The organism is Thalassomonas actiniarum (assembly GCF_000948975.2).
GTDB classification, from domain to species: Bacteria; Pseudomonadota; Gammaproteobacteria; order Enterobacterales; family Alteromonadaceae; genus Thalassomonas; species Thalassomonas actiniarum.
Genome location: NZ_CP059736.1, coordinates 384,532 through 408,795, shown reverse-complemented (window position 1 = coordinate 408,795; position 24,264 = coordinate 384,532). Strand labels below are relative to the sequence as shown.

General features: G+C 47.3%; 17 protein-coding genes. 12 read left to right on the top strand and 5 right to left on the bottom strand.

What is annotated here, in order from left to right; genetic code table 11:
* Nucleotides 1–150: 150 nt before the first annotated feature.
* Nucleotides 151–1,437 (top strand): cystathionine gamma-synthase family protein, encoded by a 1,287-nt coding sequence (locus tag SG35_RS30170; RefSeq protein WP_044835637.1) that lies wholly within the window; start codon nucleotides 151–153, stop codon nucleotides 1,435–1,437.
* A 234-nt stretch (nucleotides 1,438–1,671) separates the two neighbouring features.
* The gene (locus SG35_RS30165) at nucleotides 1,672–2,892 is read left to right on the top strand and encodes a lactonase family protein (protein WP_044835636.1); all 1,221 of its coding nucleotides are present in this window, start codon (nucleotides 1,672–1,674) and stop codon (nucleotides 2,890–2,892) included.
* Nucleotides 2,893–3,112: 220 nt separating this feature from the next.
* On the opposite strand, the gene SG35_RS30160 is transcribed toward SG35_RS30165, so the two are convergent.
* From SG35_RS30160 to SG35_RS30150, 3 genes are all read right to left on the bottom strand, one after another.
* Nucleotides 3,113–3,934, bottom strand: coding sequence for a PEP-CTERM sorting domain-containing protein (locus SG35_RS30160; protein ID WP_160298390.1), 822 nt, complete (start codon nucleotides 3,932–3,934; stop codon nucleotides 3,113–3,115).
* 469 nt (nucleotides 3,935–4,403) lie between these two features.
* Entirely contained in the window at nucleotides 4,404–5,120 is a 717-nt protein-coding gene (locus SG35_RS30155; protein ID WP_053043403.1) for a choice-of-anchor E domain-containing protein, read from the bottom strand.
* Between the two features lie 1,385 nt (nucleotides 5,121–6,505).
* Nucleotides 6,506–7,804 carry a DUF5690 family protein gene (locus SG35_RS30150; protein ID WP_044835633.1) on the bottom strand — a complete coding sequence of 433 codons (1,299 nt, stop codon included), beginning with the start codon at nucleotides 7,802–7,804 and terminating at the stop codon, nucleotides 6,506–6,508.
* Between the two features lie 212 nt (nucleotides 7,805–8,016).
* Here SG35_RS30150 and SG35_RS30145 point away from each other — a divergent pair, with 212 nt between their 5' ends.
* The 10 genes from SG35_RS30145 (at nucleotide 8,017) to SG35_RS30100 (ending at nucleotide 23,069) form a co-directional block, all read left to right on the top strand.
* The gene (locus SG35_RS30145) at nucleotides 8,017–8,571 is read left to right on the top strand and encodes an HD domain-containing protein (protein ID WP_044835632.1); all 555 of its coding nucleotides are present in this window, start codon (nucleotides 8,017–8,019) and stop codon (nucleotides 8,569–8,571) included.
* A 434-nt stretch (nucleotides 8,572–9,005) separates the two neighbouring features.
* On the top strand, nucleotides 9,006–9,566 hold the full coding sequence (locus SG35_RS30140; RefSeq protein WP_084692979.1) for a PEP-CTERM sorting domain-containing protein: 561 nt from the start codon (nucleotides 9,006–9,008) through the stop codon (nucleotides 9,564–9,566).
* Nucleotides 9,567–9,791: 225 nt separating this feature from the next.
* Nucleotides 9,792–14,363 carry an Ig-like domain-containing protein gene (locus tag SG35_RS30135; RefSeq protein WP_044835630.1) on the top strand — a complete coding sequence of 1,524 codons (4,572 nt, stop codon included), beginning with the start codon at nucleotides 9,792–9,794 and terminating at the stop codon, nucleotides 14,361–14,363.
* 46 nt (nucleotides 14,364–14,409) lie between these two features.
* Entirely contained in the window at nucleotides 14,410–16,569 is a 2,160-nt protein-coding gene (locus tag SG35_RS30130) for a type I secretion system permease/ATPase (protein WP_044835629.1), read from the top strand.
* Nucleotides 16,566–17,939 carry an HlyD family type I secretion periplasmic adaptor subunit gene (locus SG35_RS30125; protein ID WP_044835628.1) on the top strand — a complete coding sequence of 458 codons (1,374 nt, stop codon included), beginning with the start codon at nucleotides 16,566–16,568 and terminating at the stop codon, nucleotides 17,937–17,939. Before SG35_RS30130 ends, SG35_RS30125 begins: the two co-directional genes overlap by 4 nt.
* A gap of 58 nt (nucleotides 17,940–17,997) precedes the next feature.
* The gene (locus SG35_RS30120; protein WP_044835627.1) at nucleotides 17,998–19,395 is read left to right on the top strand and encodes a TolC family outer membrane protein; all 1,398 of its coding nucleotides are present in this window, start codon (nucleotides 17,998–18,000) and stop codon (nucleotides 19,393–19,395) included.
* A complete protein-coding gene (locus SG35_RS30115) occupies nucleotides 19,388–20,038 on the top strand; it encodes an OmpA family protein (RefSeq protein WP_044835626.1) in 651 nt (216 codons plus the stop codon). Before SG35_RS30120 ends, SG35_RS30115 begins: the two co-directional genes overlap by 8 nt.
* Nucleotides 20,039–20,053: 15 nt before the next feature.
* Nucleotides 20,054–20,761, top strand: a complete 708-nt coding sequence (locus SG35_RS30110) for a transglutaminase-like cysteine peptidase (protein WP_044835625.1) — start codon at nucleotides 20,054–20,056, stop codon at nucleotides 20,759–20,761.
* 4 nt (nucleotides 20,762–20,765) lie between these two features.
* Nucleotides 20,766–22,712: a bifunctional diguanylate cyclase/phosphodiesterase gene (locus tag SG35_RS30105; protein ID WP_044835624.1), complete on the top strand. Its 1,947-nt coding sequence runs from the start codon at nucleotides 20,766–20,768 to the stop codon at nucleotides 22,710–22,712.
* Between the two features lie 81 nt (nucleotides 22,713–22,793).
* Nucleotides 22,794–23,069 (top strand): hypothetical protein, encoded by a 276-nt coding sequence (locus tag SG35_RS30100; protein WP_044835623.1) that lies wholly within the window; start codon nucleotides 22,794–22,796, stop codon nucleotides 23,067–23,069.
* A 253-nt stretch (nucleotides 23,070–23,322) separates the two neighbouring features.
* Here the strand turns inward: SG35_RS30100 and SG35_RS30095 are convergent, their stop codons facing one another.
* Nucleotides 23,323–23,769, bottom strand: a complete 447-nt coding sequence (locus tag SG35_RS30095; RefSeq protein WP_044835622.1) for a hypothetical protein — start codon at nucleotides 23,767–23,769, stop codon at nucleotides 23,323–23,325.
* A gap of 121 nt (nucleotides 23,770–23,890) precedes the next feature.
* Nucleotides 23,891–24,178 carry a hypothetical protein gene (locus tag SG35_RS30090; RefSeq protein ID WP_044835621.1) on the bottom strand — a complete coding sequence of 96 codons (288 nt, stop codon included), beginning with the start codon at nucleotides 24,176–24,178 and terminating at the stop codon, nucleotides 23,891–23,893.
* Between the last annotated feature and the right edge of the window lie 86 nt (nucleotides 24,179–24,264).

Genomic DNA, 24,264 nt, shown 5'->3' with positions numbered 1-24,264 from the left:
AGGTAAGTAACCGTTTTTATTGTCATAATACCCCCATAAAGCACCTGTGCCGGTTTTATCGATAAAACCGTAAAGACAATATTAAGCTGGACACAGAGTGCAAAAGCTGACTTATCGGCAATAAATTACATTTAAAATCAAGAGATTAACATGACAGACAATTACAAAAAACGTGCTATTGGCGAGCATCAATTACAGCCGGAATCACTGATGATGGGTTATGGCTATGATCCCCGGTTATCGGAAGGTTCGATCAAATGTCCAAATTTTCAAACATCCACCTTTGTTTTTGAGTCTGCAGAGCAGGGTAAGCATTTTTTTGATGTTGCCTCCGGCCGCATTCAACTGGAAGAAGGACAACAGGCCGGCCTGGTTTATTCCCGTTTTAATAACCCGACCATAGAAATTGCTGAAAACCGCATCGCCCTCTGGGACGGAGCACAAGACTGCCTGATAACCGGCAGCGGTATGTCGGCAATTTCAACCGTGCTGCTGGCACTTTCTCAACCCGGGGATGTCATTGTTTATTCTGAGCCTATCTACGGCGGTACAGATAGCCTGATCAACGGCATTTTGGCGCAAATGAATATCCAGGCGGTAGGTTTTATCTCCAGCGAAGGCACCGAAGGGTTAGCGCAGGCGCTAAACAAAGCAAGCCAGCTGGGCAATATCTCAGTGGTCATGGTGGAAACCCCCGACAACCCCACCAACAACCTGATTGATATCGCCCAGTGCCGGCAGCTTATTGATACTTTTACCGGTCAAAGTACCGGTAAACAAACTGCCCGGCCGGTACTGGCGGTCGACAACACCATGTTAGGGCCGCTCTGGCAGCAGCCGCTGGAACACGGCGCCGATTTATGTCTGTATTCCCTGACCAAATATGTCGGCGGCCATTCCGATCTTATTGGCGGCAGCTGCTCCGGCGATAAAGCCCTGATCTCAAAAATTAGAAAAGTCAGGAACAGTATCGGCACAACCATGGACTCCCATACCGCCTGGCTGATTTTACGTTCGTTGGAAACCTTAAAAATCCGCATGCAGGCGGCAACCAGCGGTGCGAAAGAGGTGGTAGAGTTTTTACGGGCACATGAGCAGGTGACCCGAATCGACTACCCGGGTTTATTAACCCCGGATGAACCGCAATACCAGGTTTATCAAAAACAATGTAAAGGGGCGGGGTCGACTTTTTCCTTTGAAGTAAAAGGAGGTGAGCCAGCGGCATTTAAAGCGCTGAACCGCCTTAAACTGGTGAAACTTGCCGTCAGCCTGGGGGGAACCGAAAGTCTGGCCCAGCATCCTGCCGCCATGACACATTCCGGCGTACCCAAAGAGCGCCGGGAATCGATAGGTATTACCGAAGGATTGATCCGGATCTCTGTTGGCATTGAAGAGCCGCAAGATATCATTGCCGACCTTGCCCAAGCCTTAGCCTGATTTCAGATAGGCCTTTAAGCTTAACGCTAATGCCAGGACACCGCAGGTAATTTTCCTGCCGGAAACTTGGCGTCAGGTAAACCAAAGGCAGAATGATAACAATTCTGCCTCACTACCTGCACTGCTATGTAATCTGGTTCAAGTTGAGTTTTAGTCATAACTTGATAAGCCTGCCTTTTTACTGACTATTGATTTCCACGTGAAGTCATTTTATTGCTACAGGAAAATTGAATAATGGGCATAGTAAAAATACTGGTTTTGCCGTTCCTCATTACATGTTCGACAGCAAATGCAAACAATTCTGTCGCCGCAGCATCCGAAGCGGTTGAACTTAGACTGATCCAGGTATTAAAAGATGATGTTAACGGCGTCGATGGTCTGGATAATCCCAGGGCCACAGCCGTGACGGCAGATAACTCCCGGGTTTTTGTCGTTAGCGGTGATGATAATGCCTTTGCCGTATTTAACCTTGATCAGCACTTCAATTTAAGTTTTAGCCAGATATTTAAAAATGCCAATCCAGCCGTTAGTGGTTTAGAGGGAGCCTCGGCAGTGGCCTTATTAAACAAGGGTGATAAAGCCATTGTTAGCAGTTTTTATGACGGCTCCCTATCCGTCTTTTCGCGCGGGCAGGATCGCTACCATTTAGATAAAACAATCTCTGACGGCCTGAGTATTCGAAGGGTTTTTGGCAACAAAAAAACTGTTGGCGATCTGGATACCCTGGGATTATTGGGAGCCTGGGAGCTGATTAATACAAGCGATAATAAGCAGCTGTTTGTTACCGACTATAAGAGTAATGCTGTTTCTGTATTTGATATTACTCCGGATAAACAAGTTGTCTTTAGGCGCTTCATTACCACAGGCGTGGCATCTGCCGGTGGCTTAGGAAACCCGACAGGCCTGGCATTATCTCCCTCAAATAAAGAATTATTTGTGCTTGGTTTTGAAGAGCACAAACTGACCATTTTTGACCGGGATAAAAATGGCAATTTATCGGCGAAACAGCTTTTGCAAAATGGACGGAACGGTGTAGAGCAGTTTTTGAATCCACAAAAAATAGTTGTGTCGCCTGACGGAAATTTTTTATATGTAGCTTGCTCCAGCAGCCATTCTCTTGTTGTCTTTAAAAAAGCCGAAAATGGCCGTTATGCCTTTTTACAGGCTATCAGCAATAAAGAGATTGGTGGCGGCTTAAAGGGGGCGGGCAGCCTGGCTGTGTCGTCAGGCGGCACTTTGATATATGCGGCAGGTGAAGCCGATACAGGTTTAATTTTATTTCAAAAACAGGCAGACGGGCAACTCAAGCTTATCAGCCGACTGCCAAATAAAGACAAACCGATTGATAACCTGAGCGGGATCTCCTCCGTTAACCTTACCCCTGACGGTCGCCATCTTTTGCTGACAGCAGCCGAGAAGGATGCTTTATTTGTCTTTAAAGTGGAGAATAAATAAAGGGGAAACTTTGATAGTGCCAATACCCCAGGGGAGCTTGCTGAAATTTAAGTACTTTACTGACAATTAGTTTTTCAATAGCAGGCCAATAAACGCTCGTCCGGTATGGTATTTACTTAGCGTACACCAGAGAAAGTCTTATTATTGGGTTGTTGAATTTCTGGTGTACCCGAAGCATACATTCAGCGCCTTAACCGCTGAACAAATTTTATCTGCCGTGTCAGTGCATAACTTTTCTTTTTCCTGTAAATGTTATTGCTAAAAGCCCCAGAGACAGCAAAATAACGCTTGCAGGTTCAGGCACAGTGGCCTGCTGCAACCTGTGCTCTCCCAAACCGGGCTGTACTTCAACAATTTCGGTAATAAAAAAATCAGCATATTCATCTGAAGGCGGTATATGTTGATTGGCATTAATATCACCATAACTGCCAGAGACAATCACGGTATCGGGAGCTGGGGTTTGCTGCCATTGGCCAAGTCCATGTAAACCTAACAGCGGAAGTGCTGTAATAGTTTCCACCAGAATGTCAGTGTCGGCGACAAAAAAACGGATATCAACGAAGACATCAAAAAAGGACTCGAAGCTCCCGGATACAGCGGCTTCATCATCCAACGTCAGGGTTAATTGCCCCAGCGAAGGCATGGTGGGCGTAAGCGCAATAGACAAATCAAAATCCGTTCCGCCGATATCAACGGGATCAGCGCTAGCTAAAGATAGCGCCACCAGCTCTACGTCGATAGTATCTGAAGAGCCTTCTCCCGGCAGCACGGCATCATCCAGACGCCTGACCAGGGTATCGGTATTACCCGGGCCAGCCGGGTCACCGATAAAATCAACAATACCTATTTCAGGCATGGGTGAGCCTGGAAAGCTAAAGTCCAAAAAGGTTCCGGCGGTGGTTTCAAGATAGTCAGATCCGGCCATGATTATCGTGGCGGACAGCGGTGAGCAAAACATCAGCAACCATGCCGCAAATGCTCCTTTTAACGTAGGGATCTTGAGTAACTGTGTTGAAAATTTGACTGATAGAAATGATAACATCTTGTTTTTCCTGGGCATAATAGCATTCCTCATTATCAAGTGACATGCCCTGTCTTGTTTGCGCATAACAAACAGGTAATGCATAAATTGGTATGTATGAACGATAAGACAGGCTTTAGAAGGAGGGCATAATTCATGCCTGCTTAATAAAAACAAACAAGTCCAACATGTTAAGGCCCTTACCAGGCTTTTCTGGCCGCCTGATTGTAAAATATTCCAACAACAGTCTTGATTATCGGGACAGGGGGCCGGCAAGGTATATGAAAATTGGCGTTAAAGAAGGGGAGCACTTTCAGAAGATAGGTTTTAAATGCAACCGGACTTGAGTTAAATTTTTTCGACACATACAAAAAAGCACCCTGGGGTGCTTTTGTGATAACAATTTTACCAGCCAGTAACATTGGCCGATAACGATAACAGGATTTATCCAGTTTGACCTTGTTAAAAAATACCAGCTAACTGGAAAATACTACCCCTGCTTACGACGTAAACCCAAACCTAATAAACCAGCAGTCAAAAGAATCAAAGCTCCCGGCTCTGGCACTGGTGCTGCATCATAGGTATAAGTTGCCACTATTTTCCCCCAGGCACCGGTATTGGAGGTATTGGTAAAAGTTTCTCTACCTGAGCCAATAAAGTTACGGATAACCGTCTCTGCTCTAAAATCAAATCTAAAATCAATCATCCCATCGGTAGTGAAGGCTGAATAGTCAATGATCGACATATCACCACTTCTCTCACTCCCCATATCGAAGCTAAAAATCTCTCCCGGAGCCATATCATAATCTCCCGAGTCCGAACTTTCAGCAGCGTCAAGAAAGCTGGAGCCTCGAGTAAAGACAAAGTCATGGGTGACTGCCGAAATGACCCCCCAGCTTCCTATTGTCCCTAAGGTAGCAACGGTATTGCCATTCTCTGAAGTATTATTTTGTGAAGTTCCGGTAGCGTTAATTTGACCATAAGCAGTAAGACTAACGCCTGTTAAGGTTCCTAAGCTGGAATTAAAACCAGCAATTGATAATATTGCCGATTCTTGGCCAACGTCCATTGCCGTGCTACTGCCCATAACCCCAAAACTATCTTCAACCGTTATCATAGCTGCCAACGCGTTGGAGCTAGCCAGACACAAGGCGGTCGCGGTGATGATTCCTTTAATGGACATCCCTTTTACTTTTAATTTTTTCATTCTTCTTCCTGTAAATGTTAAAAACATAGATATGGTTTTAAAACAACAAGAGAACCCCACGTAAGCAGATGATATTTAAGGGCTTCCTTGCTGTAACAACTTGGTTAGCAATACATACACCAAGCATTTAAACTACTGATTTTAAATGCTTTTAATGTTTTCTGGTTTGTCATATTTTAAAATTGCAAATAAAGCTGACATTCTGCTCATCTGTACAAAAATTTATTAACGCATTACCCCCTCAATCGAAAAATTCATCATGACAAGGAATTATGTAACAAATATATAAAAAAATAGTGTCAACTTTGTTTATGCGAGAAGGAATATAACTTATGGGCTAATAAATTGTATTACCCGATATTACATCACCTGATGAAGATACTTATGGGCATCAACAATCTATTTGCATCTCGACATTGCCGATTTTCAAAAAGCCATCAAGGCTGGGAGCGGTATTGTTGAATACCGTGCTTAAAATGATGCGTTATCTGCCCTTATAATGCATAGGCTTGGATGGGAGGAGCGTTAATACTGCCCAGCACTGCTTGCTCATCCTGAAACAGAATAATTAATCAGCGCACTCCAGCAGTGGTCGATAAAGGAAATTCTCTTAGTAACGTAAAATCTCTTCCTGAATAACAAACGATATTTGTCATCTATGTCTGAATGTTACCCTATGATGTAAGAGATGTCTCACAAAGAGGTGCGAGATAAAGGTATTTTTTGTCAATGACTTTTGATAAATCCAACCTAAAGACATGATAATAAACAATAAACACTCATATAAGAGTGTATGGCGAATCAGAATACAAAAAAAATTTAACAACACCAACCTAATAATATAATTACATTCGCGTAATATTACCTTTGTCAGGACGACACAGGGCAGGAAGCTCTACAAGGAAGACTTTAGGATAAAGTCAGGTGGCAGGAAGTCACAAAGGAAGTAATACACGGAAGTATGCCGGTCAGGGAGACCGAACAGCATAGGATAGCTTGGAACCCGCAGTAATATGGGTATGCATCGGGAAGGTGCATGACCCGGGAAGGGATATGGAAGTGACAGGAGTCACGAAAATGAACTAGGGACAGGTTGTTCAAGGAAATTCAGGATAGAATGCGGACACTAAATAAGTGCAGGATGCGCTAAGCTAGTTAAGAAAATGCGACTCTTTTGAGTTGCATTTTTGCTTTCTGGCCTTTGAAAAATCTTCACTATTTTATCAAAGGCTGATAAGCCACCCAAAAATCCCCCTGTAAATGCATCATGGGTAACAACTTGCTACCCTGACAGGTTAATGCTCATCTCACGATGCAGTTATTGTTGCCGACCAACAAGTTACAGCTACTTGTCCTGTGATCACAACATCAATTAATTTAACGCGCTAGCCGAGTTGTGGCTGCAAGCTCAAAGGTTTCATCACTTTAACATCAAAATACCAGGCCGAAATTAATACCAGAGTGCAACCGGTTATGCTGATCAAATATGAGCTGCTGATCATAAAATTCAGCCAGCTAAGCTCAACATCAAAAAAGCTTTTATAAAGCAGAATACCGACACTGCCGGCATAACCCATGGCATCGGCAAGATAAATCAAAAAACCGGCATTGCCTTTATCGTTGATCACCGACAGCATGCGATCAAACAGCAGGCAATTAAAGGGGATATAGGCAAGATAAATTCCGGTAGCATGGGCGATCATCCATGCCTGGCCGGACAAATAACCGCCCTGATAAGCCAGGGTACTTAACCCTATGACCGCAATGCCGATAAAGATAAAGACATGGTTGGCCATAAAGGCACGCATATTGTTTTTCACAAACATCAACAGGCTTAAAGTCAGCAAGATAAAAAGCGAGGTATAAAGGGCCGCGCTGGAAAATATCGCCGGTGTATTGCCAAAGCCCAAACTCGACCATAGCTCGGCGGCAAAATTATCGGTGTAATCACGGATGCCGGTTAATAACATATAGGTGAGGATCAAGGCGATTAACCCCGGGGCATATTTAATAAAAAATGCCCTACGGGCTTTACCGTCCATGGGTTTTCGTTCATGCCGTGCAGCAATGTCCTGCGGCGAAGGTTTAGGAATTTGCATTAAAAAGAATACCGAGACAAACAAGGGCAGGGTGAATACCGCTCCGGTGATGGCCGGCATCCAAAACTCGCTGATCCCGTGGCTGAGCATCAACCATTGACCCACGCTTTTAACCACCCCGGAGGAAACAATAAAACTGACGCTTAAGCCGGCGCCTAAAATTTCTGAAACCCGCCGCCCTTCCAAAAAGCTGAACACCAGACCCCAGATCATGCCAAGAGGCAGACCGTTTAAAAACAAGGTCAATAATTTCCAGTTCGACGGCACGAGAGCAAACAGCACCAGGGCAAGTTCAGCGATCATCACCAAGGTTAAAATCGCCAGCGCCCGACGACCGGCATTCATTTCAGAGATCACCTTAATGCCGATAAATTTCGACAGGGCATAACCGAGTACTTGCGATAAGATCAAGGCAGTTTTGAAATCAATGCCGTAAGAAAAATCCGCCATGCCATCATAATTGCTGGCAGTAAAAGGTTTACGAAAGGCATACATGGAAAAGTAGGTCATAAAGGCGGCCATGGTCGCATAAACCGTGAACCACAGCGTGCTGCATTGGCTTAACCACAGGGAGATTCGCTTCATATTCTGCTCATGTCATTGTTAAAAAGCCACTAGCCTAGCGAAACTTTATGACAGAAATATTGTGGTATATACCAGGTTGATTATGAAGTTTTTATGACCAAGCCTGCTAACGGCTTGTACAGGGAAATAAAGTTCAATAGACTACACCCCAAGTTGGTATATACCAAAAACCGTCGATGTGATCTGAACCTGGCCAGGGTATTAAAGTTGTTATGAGTGACATTATTAAAGAAATCGAAGCGCTTTATCTGGACTACGGCAGCCAGACATATGAAGAAAAGTGCAGCCAGCTGCAACATGCGCAGCAATGCGGCACCCTGGCGATTGAGCAGGGTTTTGATGATGAGCTGGCATTGGCAGCTTTTTTACATGACATAGGGCACTTCATTGCCCAGCGCAATAATACTAAAGGTTTCACCGACTTTGGCCACCCGGCACATGATAATATCGGCGCCGCCTTTTTGGCAAAACACGGTTTTTCCAGGCGCATTGTCATGCTGGTAAAAGAGCATGTTAAGGTGAAACGCTATTTAGCCGCCAGCCAACCGGGATATCTTGAGCAATTATCCCATGCCAGCAAAATAACCCTGACGCAGCAGGGAGGGGCCATGACTGCACAAGAGGTGGAAAACTATCAGAAAATTGCACACTTAAAAGATATCCTCACCTTACGCACGCTCGACGACAGCGGTAAACTCCCCCAAATGACCTGTAAGCCGTTGAGTTACTGGCTTATTCAGATAGCAGAACATTTACGCTGCAAGTAGTGCAAGTGGGCGCTATTGCATGTTTTTTATGGTAGCTCTCCTCAAAACCATCACATCAATCCAGACTGTAATAAAGGAATGTTTAGGCTGCTTTGCCTTTTATCGACCAAACCTCAGCATTAATAGAGCCCCTGTAATAACATTTACTCAGCCAGGTCCAAGAAGACAGCAACTTTCTGGAAAAAGCACTAAATATAACAGTGTCAAAGACTTATATAAGAACAGTCTCGTAGTTTTATCGTAACTGCCGAGTAATAATGCGTAATATTTTTTTATAATAATTCTGCTACAGTAGTCTAGAAGGAGTTGCTACTTCTCCATGGATTTGGACCGTCGTTCAGTGCCCGCCTCTTGTTGTATGGATATCGCCGTAACTCTGTTACTACACGTATAAAATCTAATAAATATTCAATGCTTTCAACGGAAGGAAAAGTATGATGAATGCTAAATGTTTAAAATCTGCTTTAGCGGTATTTATTTTGTCTGTTACCTGTTTGGCGGGTAAAGCCAATGCAGGGTTAATTGTCGGTGAGCTTTATACCGACGCCTCCGGCAGCGCCTGGGAGTACGTCGGCTCTTTTGATTTGGCGGCGGGCCCCAACTGGCGAGAAGTCAACCAGAGCACTGAGCATAAACCTTATAACGGCATAGAGGCCGCCGAGCTGCTTTTCGGCGAATTGGCCCCGGGCGGTGAATACGCCCTGAGCTCCAATGTCTTTCAGACAGGCGAAACCTATGAGGTCAACCATATGGCCTGGTACGACGGCATAATTTCCTATATACACGAGAAGAGCGAATCCCTGGCGGCAGATAAATATAATGACGGTCGTTACTATAATGAAGGGGACTTTTCTGCCTATATCTCAGACCGTGGTGTGCTCGGGGAGAATATCAACCATGTCTTTAAAACAGCAAGCGTTCCAGAGCCTGCAACCCTGGTGCTGTTAACTCTTACTTTAACGGGATTGGCATTTCGGCGCTTTAAATACCGGTAAAAACATAACGTTTACTGCTTTGCTTATTCAGATGTGAAAAGCTGAAAACTCCTGGCTCCGCGTATCGGGTTTAATATTTACTATACTGAGTAGATACCTGAAAAACGTGCAGGCCTGAGTAATTACGGCTTTAAAGCAATCGGAATGAAACGCATGCCAAACTGTTCAAGCGGGTTGTAATAACTCAGCTAACAGGGAGGAGCAAATGATTAGGGATCTTGTTTCATGGAAGAGAACGGCACGTCAAAAAATGCCCCGGAAATAGCTCATAGTGGTGAAAGCAGTTCCGGGCCGGGTGAAAAGCTAACACCGCACACCGGTGGTGATATTAAAGCCGATCATTTACCGGACCCGGTAAAAAACAATGAAACAACTTTGGCATTTGCTGATGCCGGCAGCCAGCAAGACACCAGCCTTGCAGAGCAAGCGGATAATTCAGCCCCAAAAACAGCACCAGCCCTTGCTGCAGGTACGCTCCCGGTTAATCAAACAGCAGATAGCGCTATCGATGACATTGCCGCGCTGCAAGATCTTATTGAATCCGGTGATGATATCGAATTGCCTGATACCGCAGCCGGGGGGCTAACCGGCAATGAAGGCACCAATTTTGTTACCTTAGACAGAACCGGCAATGAAACCCTTGCCCGGGCAGGTTATGACACCACAGAGCAAGAAAACAGCCTGCTGCCCAGAGATAACCCCCAGTCCGGTTCATCACAGCCCACTATTACCCAAAGCGATGAAAACATTGCCGGGGAAGATCAAACCGTCACCGGTAATGTGCTTGATAACGACAGCGATGGCGATGATATCTTAACCGTGCAATTTTTTACCGTGGACGGTGATACCACTGTTTATGCCGGCGGCCAAACGGCAATTGTCGAAGGAGGCAGTTTAACGATAAATAACGACGGCAGTTATAGCTTTATTCCTGCCGCAAACTGGAACGGTACTTTACCGGTTGTCAGCTATACCACCAATACCAACGCAAGCGATACCTTAACCATCACCCTGACCCCGGTTTCAGATCTCAGCGATGAGGATGAATCGGCCAGCACCAATGAAGACACAGCGCTAAGCGGCAATGTCCTGGCCAATGCCGCCAGTAGCGACGGTATTCCCGAAGTGCTCAGTTTTACCCTGGCAGGCACCGACTTTGAAGCAGGCACCACAGCCATCATCGAACAGGGGGCATTAACCCTTAACAGGGACGGCAGCTATACCTTTATTCCCGCGGATAATTTCAACGGCGATGTGCCGGATGTCGCTTATACTGTCTCTGACGGACCAAATACCGATACCTCCACCCTGGCCATAGAAGTACTGCCGGTTTCAGATCTGAGCGATGCGGATGAAACGGCCACTACCAATGAAGATACGCCCATAAACGGTAATGTGCTGGCCAATGCTTCCAGCACAGACGGCATACCTGAAGTCACCGGTTTTATCGTCAATAACACCAACTTTACAGCAGGAGCCTCGGCAACACTTGAAGAAGGTGTGTTAACCCTTACCAGTGACGGCAGCTACTCCTTTGTTCCCGGTGAAAATTTTAACGGTGATGTACCAATTGTCATCTATACCGTGTTTGACGGCATAAATACCGAAACATCCACCTTAACCCTTGAAGTGCTCCCGGTTTCTGACTTAAGCGATGAAGATGAAACCGTCAGCACCAATGAAGATACACCCATAAACGGCAATGTGCTGGCCAATGCCGCCAGTGCCGACGGCATACCCGAAGTCACAGGTTTTATCGTCAATAACACCAACTTTGCAGCAGGGACCCAGGCAACACTTGAAGAAGGTGTATTAACCCTTAACAGTGACGGCAGCTACTCCTTTATTCCCGGTGAAAATTATAACGGTGATGTACCTATCGTCACTTATACCGTGTTTGACGGCATAAATACCGAAACATCCACCTTAGCCATTGAAGTGCTCCCGGTTTCTGACTTAAGCGACGAAGATGAAACCCTCAGCACCAATGAAGATACGACAATAAACGGCAATGTGCTGGATAATGCCGCCAGTGCCGACGGCATACCCGAAGTCACCGGTTTTATCGTCAATAACACCAACTTTGCTGCAGGAGCCTCGGCAACACTTGAAGAAGGTGTGTTAACCCTTAACAGTGACGGCAGCTATGCCTTCATCCCCGGTGATAATTTTAACGGCAATGTACCGGTTATCCGCTATGCCGTCTCTGACGGCATCAATAACGATACTTCCACTTTAACCATTAACGTGATCCCGGTCTCAGATTTAAGCGACGGCAATGAGTCGGTAACAACCAATGAAAACAGCCCGGTCAGCGGCAATGTCCTGGCCAATGCCGCCAGCAGCGACGGCACGCCGCAGGTCACCGGCTTTACCGTCGCCAATACCAGTTATTCCATAGGCGCCACCGCATCACTTGAGCAGGGGTTATTAACCCTCAACAGTAACGGCAGTTACACCTTTATTCCCCATAATAACTTTCACGGCAATGTGCCTGCCGTCACCTATACCGTGTCTGACGGTATCAATACCGATACCTCTAGCCTGACCATTAACGTGCTCGAAGTTAATACCCCCCCTGTGGCAGCCGATGACACCTTTAGCGTTAACCAGGGCAGTTTTGTCGAGGGAAATATCATTCACCATGACGACGGTGACGGCGTCACCGACAGCGACAGTGACGGCAACAGTTTGACTATCACTCAAATCAACGGTGCTAATCTGATTTTTGACAGCAATGGCGATGCCGAGGTTGATATCGAAGGCGGTATATTGTCCATTAACCGCCAGGGCGCTTTCACCTATAGCAATAACGGTTTTATCTTAGGCGACACTCCGCCAAGTTTTGAATACACCTTAAGCGATGGCGACAGCATAGATACCGCTCCCGTAACGATTAACGTGCTTGATTCGGCGCCGGTTGCCAATAATGATCAAAATTATCTTTTATTGCAAGGCACCGATGACGGCAAAGCGAGTGGCGGCAAAGCGAGTGGCGGCAGCATTCGGGGCAATATCATAGGTGATAACCAGGCAAGTTCGGGAGATCAGGCCGACAGCTCGCCGGACGGCACAGTGATCTTCAACCGCATTCATTTTGACGGCAGCTGGTATAGCTTTGATGGCGGTAACACCAGTCTCTTAATTGAAACCGACTACGGCAAACTGACCATTGCCATTTCAGGTGAATACCTGTTCGAGCCAACAGAGGGCATGGATATGCCCACCGGACGGCAAGAGCTGGTTTTTGCTTACGAGATCAAAGACGGCGACAGCAATCATCCTGAAACAGACTCGGCAACGCTCACCCTGGTGATCATACCGGATTTAACCGACGCAAATGAGTTGGTAACGACCCAAGAAGATACGCCGGTAAGTGGCAACCTCCTGGCGAATGCCATTAGTCCGAACGGCACGGCACAAGTGACAACTTTTACTGTCGGAATCACAGATTTTGAGCCGGGAGAGGCGGCAGAGCTTGAACAGGGAACCTTGACGGTTTACAGCAACGGTCACTATACCTTCGTACCGGCAAGTAACTTTTACGGTGATGTTCCGGCCGTGACCTACACGGTATCGGACGGTTCCAATACCGATACCTCCACCTTAACCATCAGCGTGTCGAAAGTAAATGACGCCCCTGAGGCCAGCGATGACAGTTTCAGCATTCATCAGGGAGAAACGGTCACAGGCAATGTTATTAGCCATGATGACGGTGACGGCATCACCGACAGGGATATCGACGGCGATCTCCTGAGCATCACCCAAGTCAACGGCAGGGATCTCAGCTTTGGTGCCGATGGCTATGCCCGGGTTTCTATCGACGAGGGCTGGTTATACATTAAGGCCGACGGCGAATTCAGATATGAAAACAGCGGTTTTCACTTAGGTACAAACCCGCCGAGCTTTGATTATACCTTAAGTGACGGCGACATGAAGGATGAAGCCACGGTCACGATAAACGTACATGATACTGCGCCTGTAGCCAATTATGACATTAACTATCTCTTGCTGCAGGCAGCAGGCGGAGGCAAAGCCATTGCGCACAGTGTCCGGGGAAATATTATCGGCAGCAACCAGGCGAGCTCGGGAGACAGGGCCGATAGCTCGCCTGACGGCACAGTGATCTTCAGCCGCATTCATTTTGACGGCACCTGGTATGCCTTTGATGCCGACAATACCAGTTTTGAAATTCCAACCGAATATGGCGCCTTAACGATTCACAACTCGGGAGAATATGTCTTTGAGCCCATAGCGATCATGGATATGCCAAGCGAAAATCAGCTGCTTATTTTTGACTATGAGATCGAAGACGGGGATAACGTCTACCCGGAAATAGATGCCGCCACCCTGACCATAGATATCAGGATCCCGGCAACATTAACTTTCGCCAAAACGGCGATAGAAACACTGGAATTACATGAACCGTTAACGCAGGGGCACGACAGCCAGCCCTTACTTGAACAAACATTGACGGATACAACCCTGATTGGCGTATATGTCAATGACGCCAACGGGACAATCATTGACGGGCCAGAGGGGGAAACTCACCATCAGACATTAGCACTCTCGGATATATTAACGCAGGATCAGGACAATACGCTGGAGCAATATTTATCGGCGATGGCAGAAAGTGAAGAAGACAGTGTCCCCAGCGAACAAAGCTCAAGGCAGGAAGATGTTGAGCAAATCGATAGCCATCAGGGGTTATCGACCGAAAGCGCTGCCTTCACCGGTGAAAGTTTACCGACAGCACCGTCAGTAGACGAACTAAACTCACCGGACGTTTTATCTTAATAAACAACACGAATTTTGCCGGATTTATACAGGGACTGAACATTTAATGCAATCAACCAGCCAATGGACAATTCATGCTTCACAGCCGTTATCAGCAGCCCCCTTGCTCGATAGCTTAGTCTTGCTGTGTCAGCACTTTGGCAATCCCTGCTCGGCAGAAGCCTTATCCGCCGGCCTGCCGTTAGCCGGCTGTGATTTAGCTCCCGAGCTGTTGCCGCAAGCCGCCGCCCGCGGGGGATTAAGCGCCAAACTGGTCCGCAAAGGTTTAAATGAGCTACCCGACATGCTGCTGCCTTGTATCTTGCTGCTCAAAGATAAGGATGCCTGCGTATTACAAGAGCTGAGCCCGGCAGAAAACAGCGCCGTTATTTCCCTGCCGGAAACCGGGGGAGAGCAGCGGCTCACGGTTGCCGAACTTGAAGAAAGCTTCGTCGGTTACCTCTTTTTAATCAAGCAGATCTATCGGGGCGACCGGCATTTTGATGTCCATATCCAAAACTCAGCCGAACACTGGCTGTGGCAACATCTAAAAGGCGCAACCCCTATCTACCGCGATGTGCTTATTGCCTCGGTCATGGTGAACATTTTTGCCCTGGTGTCGCCGCTTTTTGTGATGAACATTTATGACAAGGTAGTGCCCAACCTGGCGTTTGAATCCCTGTGGGTGCTGGCGATAGGGGCGGGCATCGCCTTTACCTTTGACTTTGTGCTCAAGCAATTACGCGGTTATTTAATTGATGTTGCCGGGAAAAAAATAGATCTCGATATCTCGTCGAAATTATTTGCCAAGGTCATCGGCATACCGCTGGAAAAACGCGCCGCCAGCGTCGGCGGCATGGCAAAGCAGCTCACCGAATTTGACAGCATCAGGGAGTTCCTGTCCTCGGCAACCGTTAGCGCCTTGGTAGATTTCCCCTTCGCCGTGTTGTTTATGCTCTGTATCTACCTGGTTGCCGGCGATTTAGTGTTATTTCCCCTGCTCGCCTGTGTACTGATTATCGGCTATACCGTCTTTTGCCAGGGGAAACTGCGCGCGGCAGTCGAACAGAGCAATAAATTTTCCGGCTTGCGCCACGGCCATTTGGTCGAATGCTTAAGCGCGCTTGAACCGATTAAAGCCAACGGCGCAGAAGGGGTGGTGCAAAATAGCTGGCAGCAAATGACCGGCCACAGTGCCAGCTGGCTGCTTAAAGCCAAAATGCTCACTAACTCGGTGATCAACTTTGCCGGTTTTATCGTACAAGTGTCCATCGTCGGCGTTGTTGTGCTGGGGGTTTACCGGGTGTCGGATAACCTGATCTCCATGGGAGGCATTATCGCCGCCGTGATGTTAACCGCCCGGGCCATAGCGCCGATAGCCAAGCTTGCCGGGCTGATGACCCGCTCCAACCAGGCCGTCAGCGCATTAAAACAGCTCGATGCGCTCATGGCGCAGGAGGGGGAGTTTGAAGATAAAGCCCATCTGCCCAGCCGCAGCAAGTTAAACGGCAATATCACCCTGGATAATCTTTGCTTTACCTACCCCGATGCCGATTGCGCCAGTTTACAACAAGTCTCCCTGAGCATTAGGCAGGGAGAAAAAATAGCCATAGTCGGCAGCAATGGTTCGGGAAAGAGCACCTTAGCCAAACTGCTGTGCTCGCTGCTGCAACCAAGCAGCGGCAGCCTGCAATTTGACGGCATCAATCATCAGCAAATCCATCCCGGCGATCTAAGGCGCAATTTGGGTTATCTCCCCCAGGACATCACCTTATTTCACGGCACCATACGCGATAACATTCTCTTCGGCACCCGGCAAATCACCGAATATCAGCTGATCCGGGCGGTGCAGCTTTCCGGCGTACATGCCTTTACCGATCAGCAAACCTCAGGCTTAGACAGGCAGGTAGGGGAAAACGGCCGCGCCTTATCCCGGGGGCAGCGCCAGTCAGTGGCCCTGGCCCGGGCCATTTTGAACAGTCCGCCGATTTTATTGCTGGACGAGCCTACCGCCAGTTTAGATGCCCGTGCGGAAAAACAGTTTATGCAATCTATCAGCGCCACCGCCAAAGACCGCACCTTATTGCTGATCACCCATAAAATGGAGTTATTACACCTGGTAAACCGCATCCTGGTATTGGATAAAGGCAAGTTAGTGATGGACGGCCCCAAAGACCTGGTTTTACAAAAGCTTGGCGAACAGGCAAAACAAAAGGTGAGCCTATGAAGCTCAGCCAGCAAGATTTATCCATGGCGGACGATGTTTATGGCGCCATGTTGATCCGGGCGCCGGGTTTGCACCGGTTAACCATTTGGGCCATGGCAGGTTTAGTCTTGAGTTTTATTCTTTGGTCGCATTTCTCCGCCTTAGAGCAGTTTACCTCCGGCACGGGCAAAGTGATCCCTTCCTCCCAGGTACAGATTATCCAAAGCCTGGACGGCGGCATCTTGCAAAAACTCTTTGTCCAGGAAGGCATGCAGGTAAGCAAAGGCCAGGCCATTGCCAGCATAGACGATACCCGGTTTCGCTCGGATGTCGCCGAGCAGAACCAGGAGCTGAACAGTCTACGCGCCAATATCATCCGCTTAAGGGCCGAACTTGCCAGTATTTTTATCGGCGTAGATGACAGCTGGCAACAGCAAATCAAGGTCACGAAAAAAGTGCCCGAGTACCCGCAAGATCTCAATACCCAGGCACCGTTAATGGTGCAGCAGCAACAACAGGAATACTCAGGGCGGCTGGATAATCTAATCAATCAACTCGCCATCCAGAACCAGCAAATACAACAGAGAAAGCAGGAAATCGCCGAGCAAGGCTCAAAAATCAAAACCCTGGAGATCAGTTACCGCCTGGCCAGTAAAGAGCTTGAGTTGACCCGGCCGCTGGCACAAAAAAATATCGTCTCGAAAATTGAATTATACAAGCTCGAGCGCAGCGTCAACGAACTGCAAGGAGAGCTCAGCGCCATCCGGTTATTGACCCCGAAACTGAAATCCGCCTTTAAAGAAGCAATCTTAATACGTCGCGACAGCGCCTTAACCTACCGCAGGGAAGCGCGGGCCGAACTTAATGAATTGCAAAATAAACTGTCAAAAATGAATGAAGCCCAGGTCGGCACCCAGGACAAGGTCACCAAGGCACTTATTCTCTCCCCTGTGGTTGGCACCATAAAAACCATACATATAAACACCTTAGGCGGGGTGGTAAAACCCGGGGAAACCATAGCCGAAATCGTGCCGACACAAGACAAATTAATGGTGGAAGCGAAAATCAAGCCCAGGGATATAGGGTTTATCTATCCCGGCCTGCCTGCGGTAGTAAAAATTACCGCCTATGATTTTGCCCGCTATGGCGGTTTAACCGGCAAAGTCGAACATATCAGTGCCGATACCACCCAGGATGAAGAAGGCAACAGCTTTTACCTGATCCGGGTGCGCACCGACGCGTCCAGCATTAAAAATAAAGATAACGAAGAAATGCCGATCATTCCGGGCATGCTCACAGATGTCGACGTGATCACCGGAGAACGCACCATTTTAGAATATATTTTAACCCCGATTTTAAGGGCCAAAAAAGCGGCGCTCAGGGAAGGTTAATATCCGGGGCTGGTAAAACAGTTAACGACAACCAATAACACTAAAAAATGGAATGGTTATGAAAAAGGTTATTTTTACACTCAACAAAAGCGCTGTAACTTGTCTTTTGGCTTTATCTGCTTTGTACACAACAAATATCAAGGCACAGAGCCTGGAGCAGGCGGTTGCCCAGGCGCTGGACAGCCATCCCCAGATACGCCAGGCTTTTGCCCGTTTTAAATCCAAAGAAGAAGATGTCAACCGCGCCAGGGCAAACTATTTGCCGACGATAGATTTAACGGCGGGTTATGGTTATGAATATACCGATTATCCGGGCAATCGCAGAAGCGCAGGTAACCATGACGACGGTAAAACCGAGCTGCAACGGGGGGAGTTTGGTATCAGTCTGCGGCAGATGATATTTGACGGTTTGTTTTCCGCCAATGAAGTTGACCGCACCCTGTATGAAGCCAGTGCCGAGCAATGGACGCTGATGAGCACGGCGGAAGACCTCGCCCTTGAAGTCAGCAAGGTTTATTTGAATTATTTAAAAACCCGGGAGCTGGTCACCCTGGCGGAAAAAAATATCGCCTCGCACCAGGAAATTCATGGGCAAATAAAAGAGCGTACCGACTCGGGGTTGGGCAGTATCGCCGACTTGTCCCAGGCATCCGGCCGACTGGCCCGGGCCCAGTCTAATTTGATCGCCGCCCGCAATAATGCCCTTGATGCCAAGACACAGTATTTGCGTTTAACCAATACCCCGCCAAAAGATTTGGTACGGCCGGTGCCGGATGCCGAGATGCTGCCCAAAAACAGCAACAGCGGTTTAACCCTGGCCATTGCGCGCCATCCGGTGATCAAGTCGGCACAACAGGATATCAATGCCGCCCGTTCATTTAAGCAGACGGTAAAAGCCAATTACTACCCGACCCTTAGCTTTGAACTCAGTGCCAATGCCGATAACGATATCGGCGGTGAAAAAGGCTTCAGCTCGGATGACGGCGGACACCGTAATGATGTCACCGCCATGCTGCGCCTGAGATATAACCTGTTTTCCGGCGGCAAAGACAGCGCGCAGGAGCGCAGCGCCGCGTATAAGGTCTCAGAGGCACAAGAAATCAACTATAGCGCCCATCGCCAGGTCACCGAGAGTTTTGGCCTGGCCTGGAATGCCTTTGAAATGCTGGCACGGCAGAAAAAATACATCAAGCAGCATATTATCGCTTCCAAAGAAACCCAGTTAACCTATAAAGAGCAATTTAGCCTGGGGCAGCGAAGCCTGCTTGATTTACTCGATACCGAAAACGAGCTGTTTCAGGCGCGCCAGGATTATCTTGAAGCCGACTTTGACGAACTGAGCGCGAGATATCGTTTATTAAATGTCACCGGCCAGTTACTCGACTCCCTGCGGGTTACCCGCTCGGTCACCTGGCAGGGAGAGCATAACTACACTCAAGGAGCTAACAATGAATAACCGGCAAGTTGTTAACCTTCACGCAAGTAAACGTTCAAATATCCGTTTTTTCCCCTTAGCCCTGCTGGCATTGCTAATAAGTGCTTGCGCACGGCCTCCGATCATCGTCATGGAAACCAGCGTTGTCCAGGTAAACAATTTACATGATTTTGATAGTGACGGCGTGATCAAAGCACGTGATAAATGTAAAGACACGGTATTAGGCGCCAACATAGACAATGATGGCTGCGGCACACAAACCGCAAATATCCAACCGCTTAATATTAATATCAAGTTTGCCAATAATTCCTATGAGATCCCGGATACCGGCTATGCTGAGATTGAAAAACTTGCAGATTTTCTGAATAAACATCAAACATTAGACGTGGTTATTGAAGGACATACCAGTAAAACCGGCAGCACCGGGCTGAATCAAACCTTGTCGGATAATCGTGCCAAAGCCGTGGCCCGGGTACTGGTCAATAGCTTTAATATTCCTAAGTACCGGGTATCCTCGATTGGTTTTGGTTTTAAGCGCCCCGAGCAAACAGGTGACAGTGAACAGGTTCATGCGGTTAACCGCCGTATCATGGCAGAGCTGGCCTATACCGATCATCAGGATGAGATGATGTGGACCATTTATACCGTAGATCAAACAGAGTAGTGGTTAGCGTATAAGATGAGGCTAAGTTGTATCTTAACAGCGAGATTATCCAGGGCGGTGCAAGTCTTGATAGTGACGATCGGCTTGTGGGGCATGCTTTACGCTAAATCCGAGCCTGAATTAGACGGGCAAAGCATATTGGCTTCACTGGAGAAAAGTTACGGTAAAAGGGCGCAAAAACGCGGTAAAGCCTGGCTGAAACTGATGAAAACCCAGGGAGAAAACACCGAGCTGGAGAAACTGAACAAAGTGAACCGCTTTTTTAACCTGTTTCACTTTATTGATGATATCAAGCTCTGGGGAAGCGAGAATTACTGGGCAAGCCCGCTGGAGTTTATCGGGGTAAATGGCGGCGATTGTGAAGACTTTGCCATTGCCAAGTACTTTACCCTCAGGGAGCTGGGCATAGCGGATGAAAAAATGCGCATCACTATGGTCAAGGCTGCCAACATCCGAAAATACCATATGGTGCTTGCCTATTACCAGACTCCCGGGGCTGTGCCGCTCATTTTAGACAACCTGGACGGTGCAGTAAAAACGGCAGATAAGCGTAAAGACCTTATTCCCGTCTACAGCTTTAACGCCAGTCAGTTATGGCTAAACAAAGAAAAGGGCAAAGGTTTGCTTTCCGGCAAGGCTTCCCGGTTAACCCTATGGCGAGATCTGCGCCAGCGCATCAGCGCTGCCACCCTAAAACAACCTAAGCTAAAACTGGAGTTTTAACGCGATGACCCTGTTTAAAGAAATAAACTCATTACTGTTTGGACTGTTTTTACTGGTAATGACGAGTTTAGTTTATTTTCAGTTTACCCAGGCCCGTGACTTTATGAGCCAGCAAATGGAGTCCGATCTCAATAATACCATGACCTCATTGGGGCTTATGCTTAAGCCACACCTGGAAACCGGTGATATCGCCAGCGCCGAAACCCTGGTCAATGTGATCTTCGAGGGCGGCTTTTATCAAAAGGTGACGCTAAAATGGCTGGTAGACAACAAAGAGCAAACCTGGAGCAATCCCGTGGTTATTAAGGGGGTGCCGCAATGGTTCATCGACCTGGAGTTGTTTGAGGTACAAAAGAAGGAACGTTTAATCACCTCCGGCTGGATGCAGCTGGCCACCCTTGAAATAGAAGGACATCCGGCACTGGGTTACCGGGAGTTGTGGCAGGTCATGAACGATACCCTGATGATTTTATCCCTGATGTTTATCCTGTGTATCCTTATCGTGAGAGTAAGGCTGAACCGTATCCTTAAACCTTTGCATCAAATCGCCCGCCAGGCAAAAACCATCGCACAATGCAAATTTGGCCAGGATATTGATGTCCCGAAAACCCGGGAATTAAAAGATGTCGTTAACGCCATTAACGCCATGTCGGGCCAGCTCAAACACGTATTTTCTACCTTAGACGGCGAAATTGATGCCCTCAAAGCAGACAAGTTGCTTGACCGGGTGGCGGGTTTACCCAACCGCCAGTACCTGTCGGCGCAGATGCATAACTGGTTAAACGAACCCGGTTACGGCGGGCTGATTTTAGCCAAATTTGACTGCCTGGAAGAGGTCTATGCCAAATATGGTTACCAGGGGCGGGATGAAATTATCAAAGCCCTTGCCGGGCGCATGCGCCTTGAGTTGCCGGAAATCACCGACAGTATTATTGCCCGCATTGCCAATACCGAGTTCGCCTTTTTGCTGACCCGGGCAGAGCGGCATCAAATGGAGCTCTATCTGCAAACCCTGATCCGGCTGATCAACCAGGAGATCAGCAAAGCCGGCTGCCCTCCCAACAGCCAGTTTGCCTTGGGCGTCAGCCAGCGCGTCGCCAATATGACGGTGGCCGATCTCATGTCGCAATCGGATAATGCCCTGCAACAGGCCCGCAGAGACAATAAAGTCAGCCAATGGCTCGATACCGGGCAGATGCAAAAATATAGCCGCGAGCAATGGCGCACAAAACTGCTCGAGGCAATCAACAACAGGCAATTTAGTTTTCAATGGCAGGCAATATCCGGGGTAAACAGGCAAGAAATTATTCAGCGGGAAATATACTGCCGCTTAACCATAGACGGCCAGGCGGTCAGGGCCTTTGAGTTTATGCCCTTTGTTGAACTTTTGGCATTAGGCAGCCAACTCGATCGCTGTTTATTGGAATCGATTGAACAACAAAAACTGTTAAAATCGACAGATCAGCCTGTGGCGATTAACCTCACCCACGACAGCCTGCTCGATGCCGATTTTGTCCTCTGGCTGAGCCGGTTTTTGAAAAAATCACCGGATGTCGGGCAAATGCTGTTTGAAATACCGGAATCAGCGGTGCTGGCCGCATTCGGCCGTTGCCGCTATCTGGCGGAAACCGTCAGAAGCGTAGGTGCAAAAGTCGGTATCGATCAGTGCGGACGCCAGCTCGGCTCCCTTGACTATTTGCAGAAGTTGCAACCGGATTATATCAAACTGGATCAGTCTTTTGTCTTTTATGAAAAATCCAACCAAAGCCTGGAGTTGTGCCGTGCCTTAATCAATGTTGCCCGGGGCTTAAACATCAAAGTGATCATCACCGGCATCGAAGATCAGCTGCAACTGGAGCACTTTGCCTGTTTAAAAGCCGACGGTTATCAGGGATATATTTCAACACCGGAAGATGTTTTACCGCTGACTGAGGAAGATAAGGTGCTCTAGTGTACTTTTGGCTCTCTTTGGGCTATACATTTGCTTAATTTTCACAGCCAGGGGAAATTGATAAAATGGAGGGGTCGCAAGATGAAAACCATTAATTTAGCCGATAATATGTACAAATATGCGGCAGAACTTTTGCGTAAAAACAAACTAGAAGGACATGTTATTGAGGAAATTCAGGTCGGCGATTATGTCTATAAAGCAAGTTTAACCTTTAATCCGATCACCATAACCGCCGATAAAGAAAAAAAATATCAGGTCACCGCGATTGAGCATAACAAAGGGGAATACGGGCAAGATATTTATCATATCGGTAAAACCCAGCAGCTGGATCGTCTGACGGCACTAAAGGCTGACTAACTTTATTCTGCTTTTTTGCGTTATGGATCAAGATAATTAACAGAGCACTCGTCGCTTAGACTTGGAAGTTTCCCCCCTGTAAATTCCGCTTCTTTAGTCTTAAAATGTTTTTAACAGTCGCTTTAAATAATGCGATTGTGACCAACCCCTTAATTCATCAGTCACGGAAATAGGGCAGTCGCTGATGAATTCTCATAGTACCACAACTTCACTTTCAAATTTTCTCAGGCATTTTCAAGAGCCTGGTTATTTCCTATAAATGTAGCGGAAGAGTTTTCACAAAGGCTTGCCATGCCTGATGTTCAACAACAAAACCAAAGCTTTCAAGCCATTGTTTAGCCTCATCGAATGAGTAAAAAAACTGAACATTGAAGTCCGGAGTAGCTTGGTATAATTTGCTTACTTGCTGCTGGGTAATTGAAGTACCATTCGAGTCGGTTATAAAAAGCGCTATCGTCTTCACACCGTTGTCAATACGGGCGGATAAAATATTTTGAAAACTGGCAAATACTTCTGGTGTCATAATATTTTCGCCCCCCAGCATCACTAAAACGGCATAATTTTTATAACCTTCTTTCTCGATTAATGCATTAAACTCAGCATTATAACGATCAAATGTTTCTTGATTCCCCGGACCTTTTACCCATAAAAAGATGACATTTTGCGAGCTCGCCAGCTTAAAATAACCATGCTCATTCATTAGAAACTCCACCTTAAATGCCAGCTATATTAGAAAGTAGTAGAAGCAGCTTTGTTTAGTCAAAGGAGAGATGAGAATTGAATTTATGGTGGCGCGCAAAGTTTAGAATAATAACATGCTCTTAATTCCCTGTGCCATCTTCCTTCTCAAGTAACTGCCAAGCAGCAAATTCTTTCTTTTTTGCTCCCTCGGACAATTCCCGTCCAACCAAGCGACAGCCCTTCTTCTGAGGATGCGTCTTAATCCCTACGTAGGCTCGAACCAGATTTGCCACAGTAGCCTCTTGCAGAATAAGCTCTTCCCCCGTATGGAGTTTGATCGTGGCACGCAGGTGTTGATGTCCTCGCGGGGCCCCCAGAACTATTTCAGCGATATCGGTATTCGCCAGGATGCGTCGCTTCTCTCTCATGGCTACTTCCCCATGGTTTATGTAAAGACTTCTCTACTATGACGACATGAATTACTGAAAGAATAGCATACGAGAGCATTCCGGAT

Coding starts and splice junctions, on each gene's coding strand:
- SG35_RS30170 (WP_044835637.1), top strand. CDS start 151: ATGACAGACAATTACAAAAAACGTGCTATTGGCGAGCATCAATTACAG.
- SG35_RS30165 (WP_044835636.1), top strand. CDS start 1,672: ATGGGCATAGTAAAAATACTGGTTTTGCCGTTCCTCATTACATGTTCG.
- SG35_RS30160 (WP_160298390.1), bottom strand. CDS start 3,934: ATGTTATCATTTCTATCAGTCAAATTTTCAACACAGTTACTCAAGATC.
- SG35_RS30155 (WP_053043403.1), bottom strand. CDS start 5,120: ATGAAAAAATTAAAAGTAAAAGGGATGTCCATTAAAGGAATCATCACC.
- SG35_RS30150 (WP_044835633.1), bottom strand. CDS start 7,804: ATGAAGCGAATCTCCCTGTGGTTAAGCCAATGCAGCACGCTGTGGTTC.
- SG35_RS30145 (WP_044835632.1), top strand. CDS start 8,017: ATGAGTGACATTATTAAAGAAATCGAAGCGCTTTATCTGGACTACGGC.
- SG35_RS30140 (WP_084692979.1), top strand. CDS start 9,006: ATGATGAATGCTAAATGTTTAAAATCTGCTTTAGCGGTATTTATTTTG.
- SG35_RS30135 (WP_044835630.1), top strand. CDS start 9,792: ATGGAAGAGAACGGCACGTCAAAAAATGCCCCGGAAATAGCTCATAGT.
- SG35_RS30130 (WP_044835629.1), top strand. CDS start 14,410: ATGCAATCAACCAGCCAATGGACAATTCATGCTTCACAGCCGTTATCA.
- SG35_RS30125 (WP_044835628.1), top strand. CDS start 16,566: ATGAAGCTCAGCCAGCAAGATTTATCCATGGCGGACGATGTTTATGGC.
- SG35_RS30120 (WP_044835627.1), top strand. CDS start 17,998: ATGAAAAAGGTTATTTTTACACTCAACAAAAGCGCTGTAACTTGTCTT.
- SG35_RS30115 (WP_044835626.1), top strand. CDS start 19,388: ATGAATAACCGGCAAGTTGTTAACCTTCACGCAAGTAAACGTTCAAAT.
- SG35_RS30110 (WP_044835625.1), top strand. CDS start 20,054: ATGAGGCTAAGTTGTATCTTAACAGCGAGATTATCCAGGGCGGTGCAA.
- SG35_RS30105 (WP_044835624.1), top strand. CDS start 20,766: ATGACCCTGTTTAAAGAAATAAACTCATTACTGTTTGGACTGTTTTTA.
- SG35_RS30100 (WP_044835623.1), top strand. CDS start 22,794: ATGAAAACCATTAATTTAGCCGATAATATGTACAAATATGCGGCAGAA.
- SG35_RS30095 (WP_044835622.1), bottom strand. CDS start 23,769: ATGAATGAGCATGGTTATTTTAAGCTGGCGAGCTCGCAAAATGTCATC.
- SG35_RS30090 (WP_044835621.1), bottom strand. CDS start 24,178: ATGAGAGAGAAGCGACGCATCCTGGCGAATACCGATATCGCTGAAATA.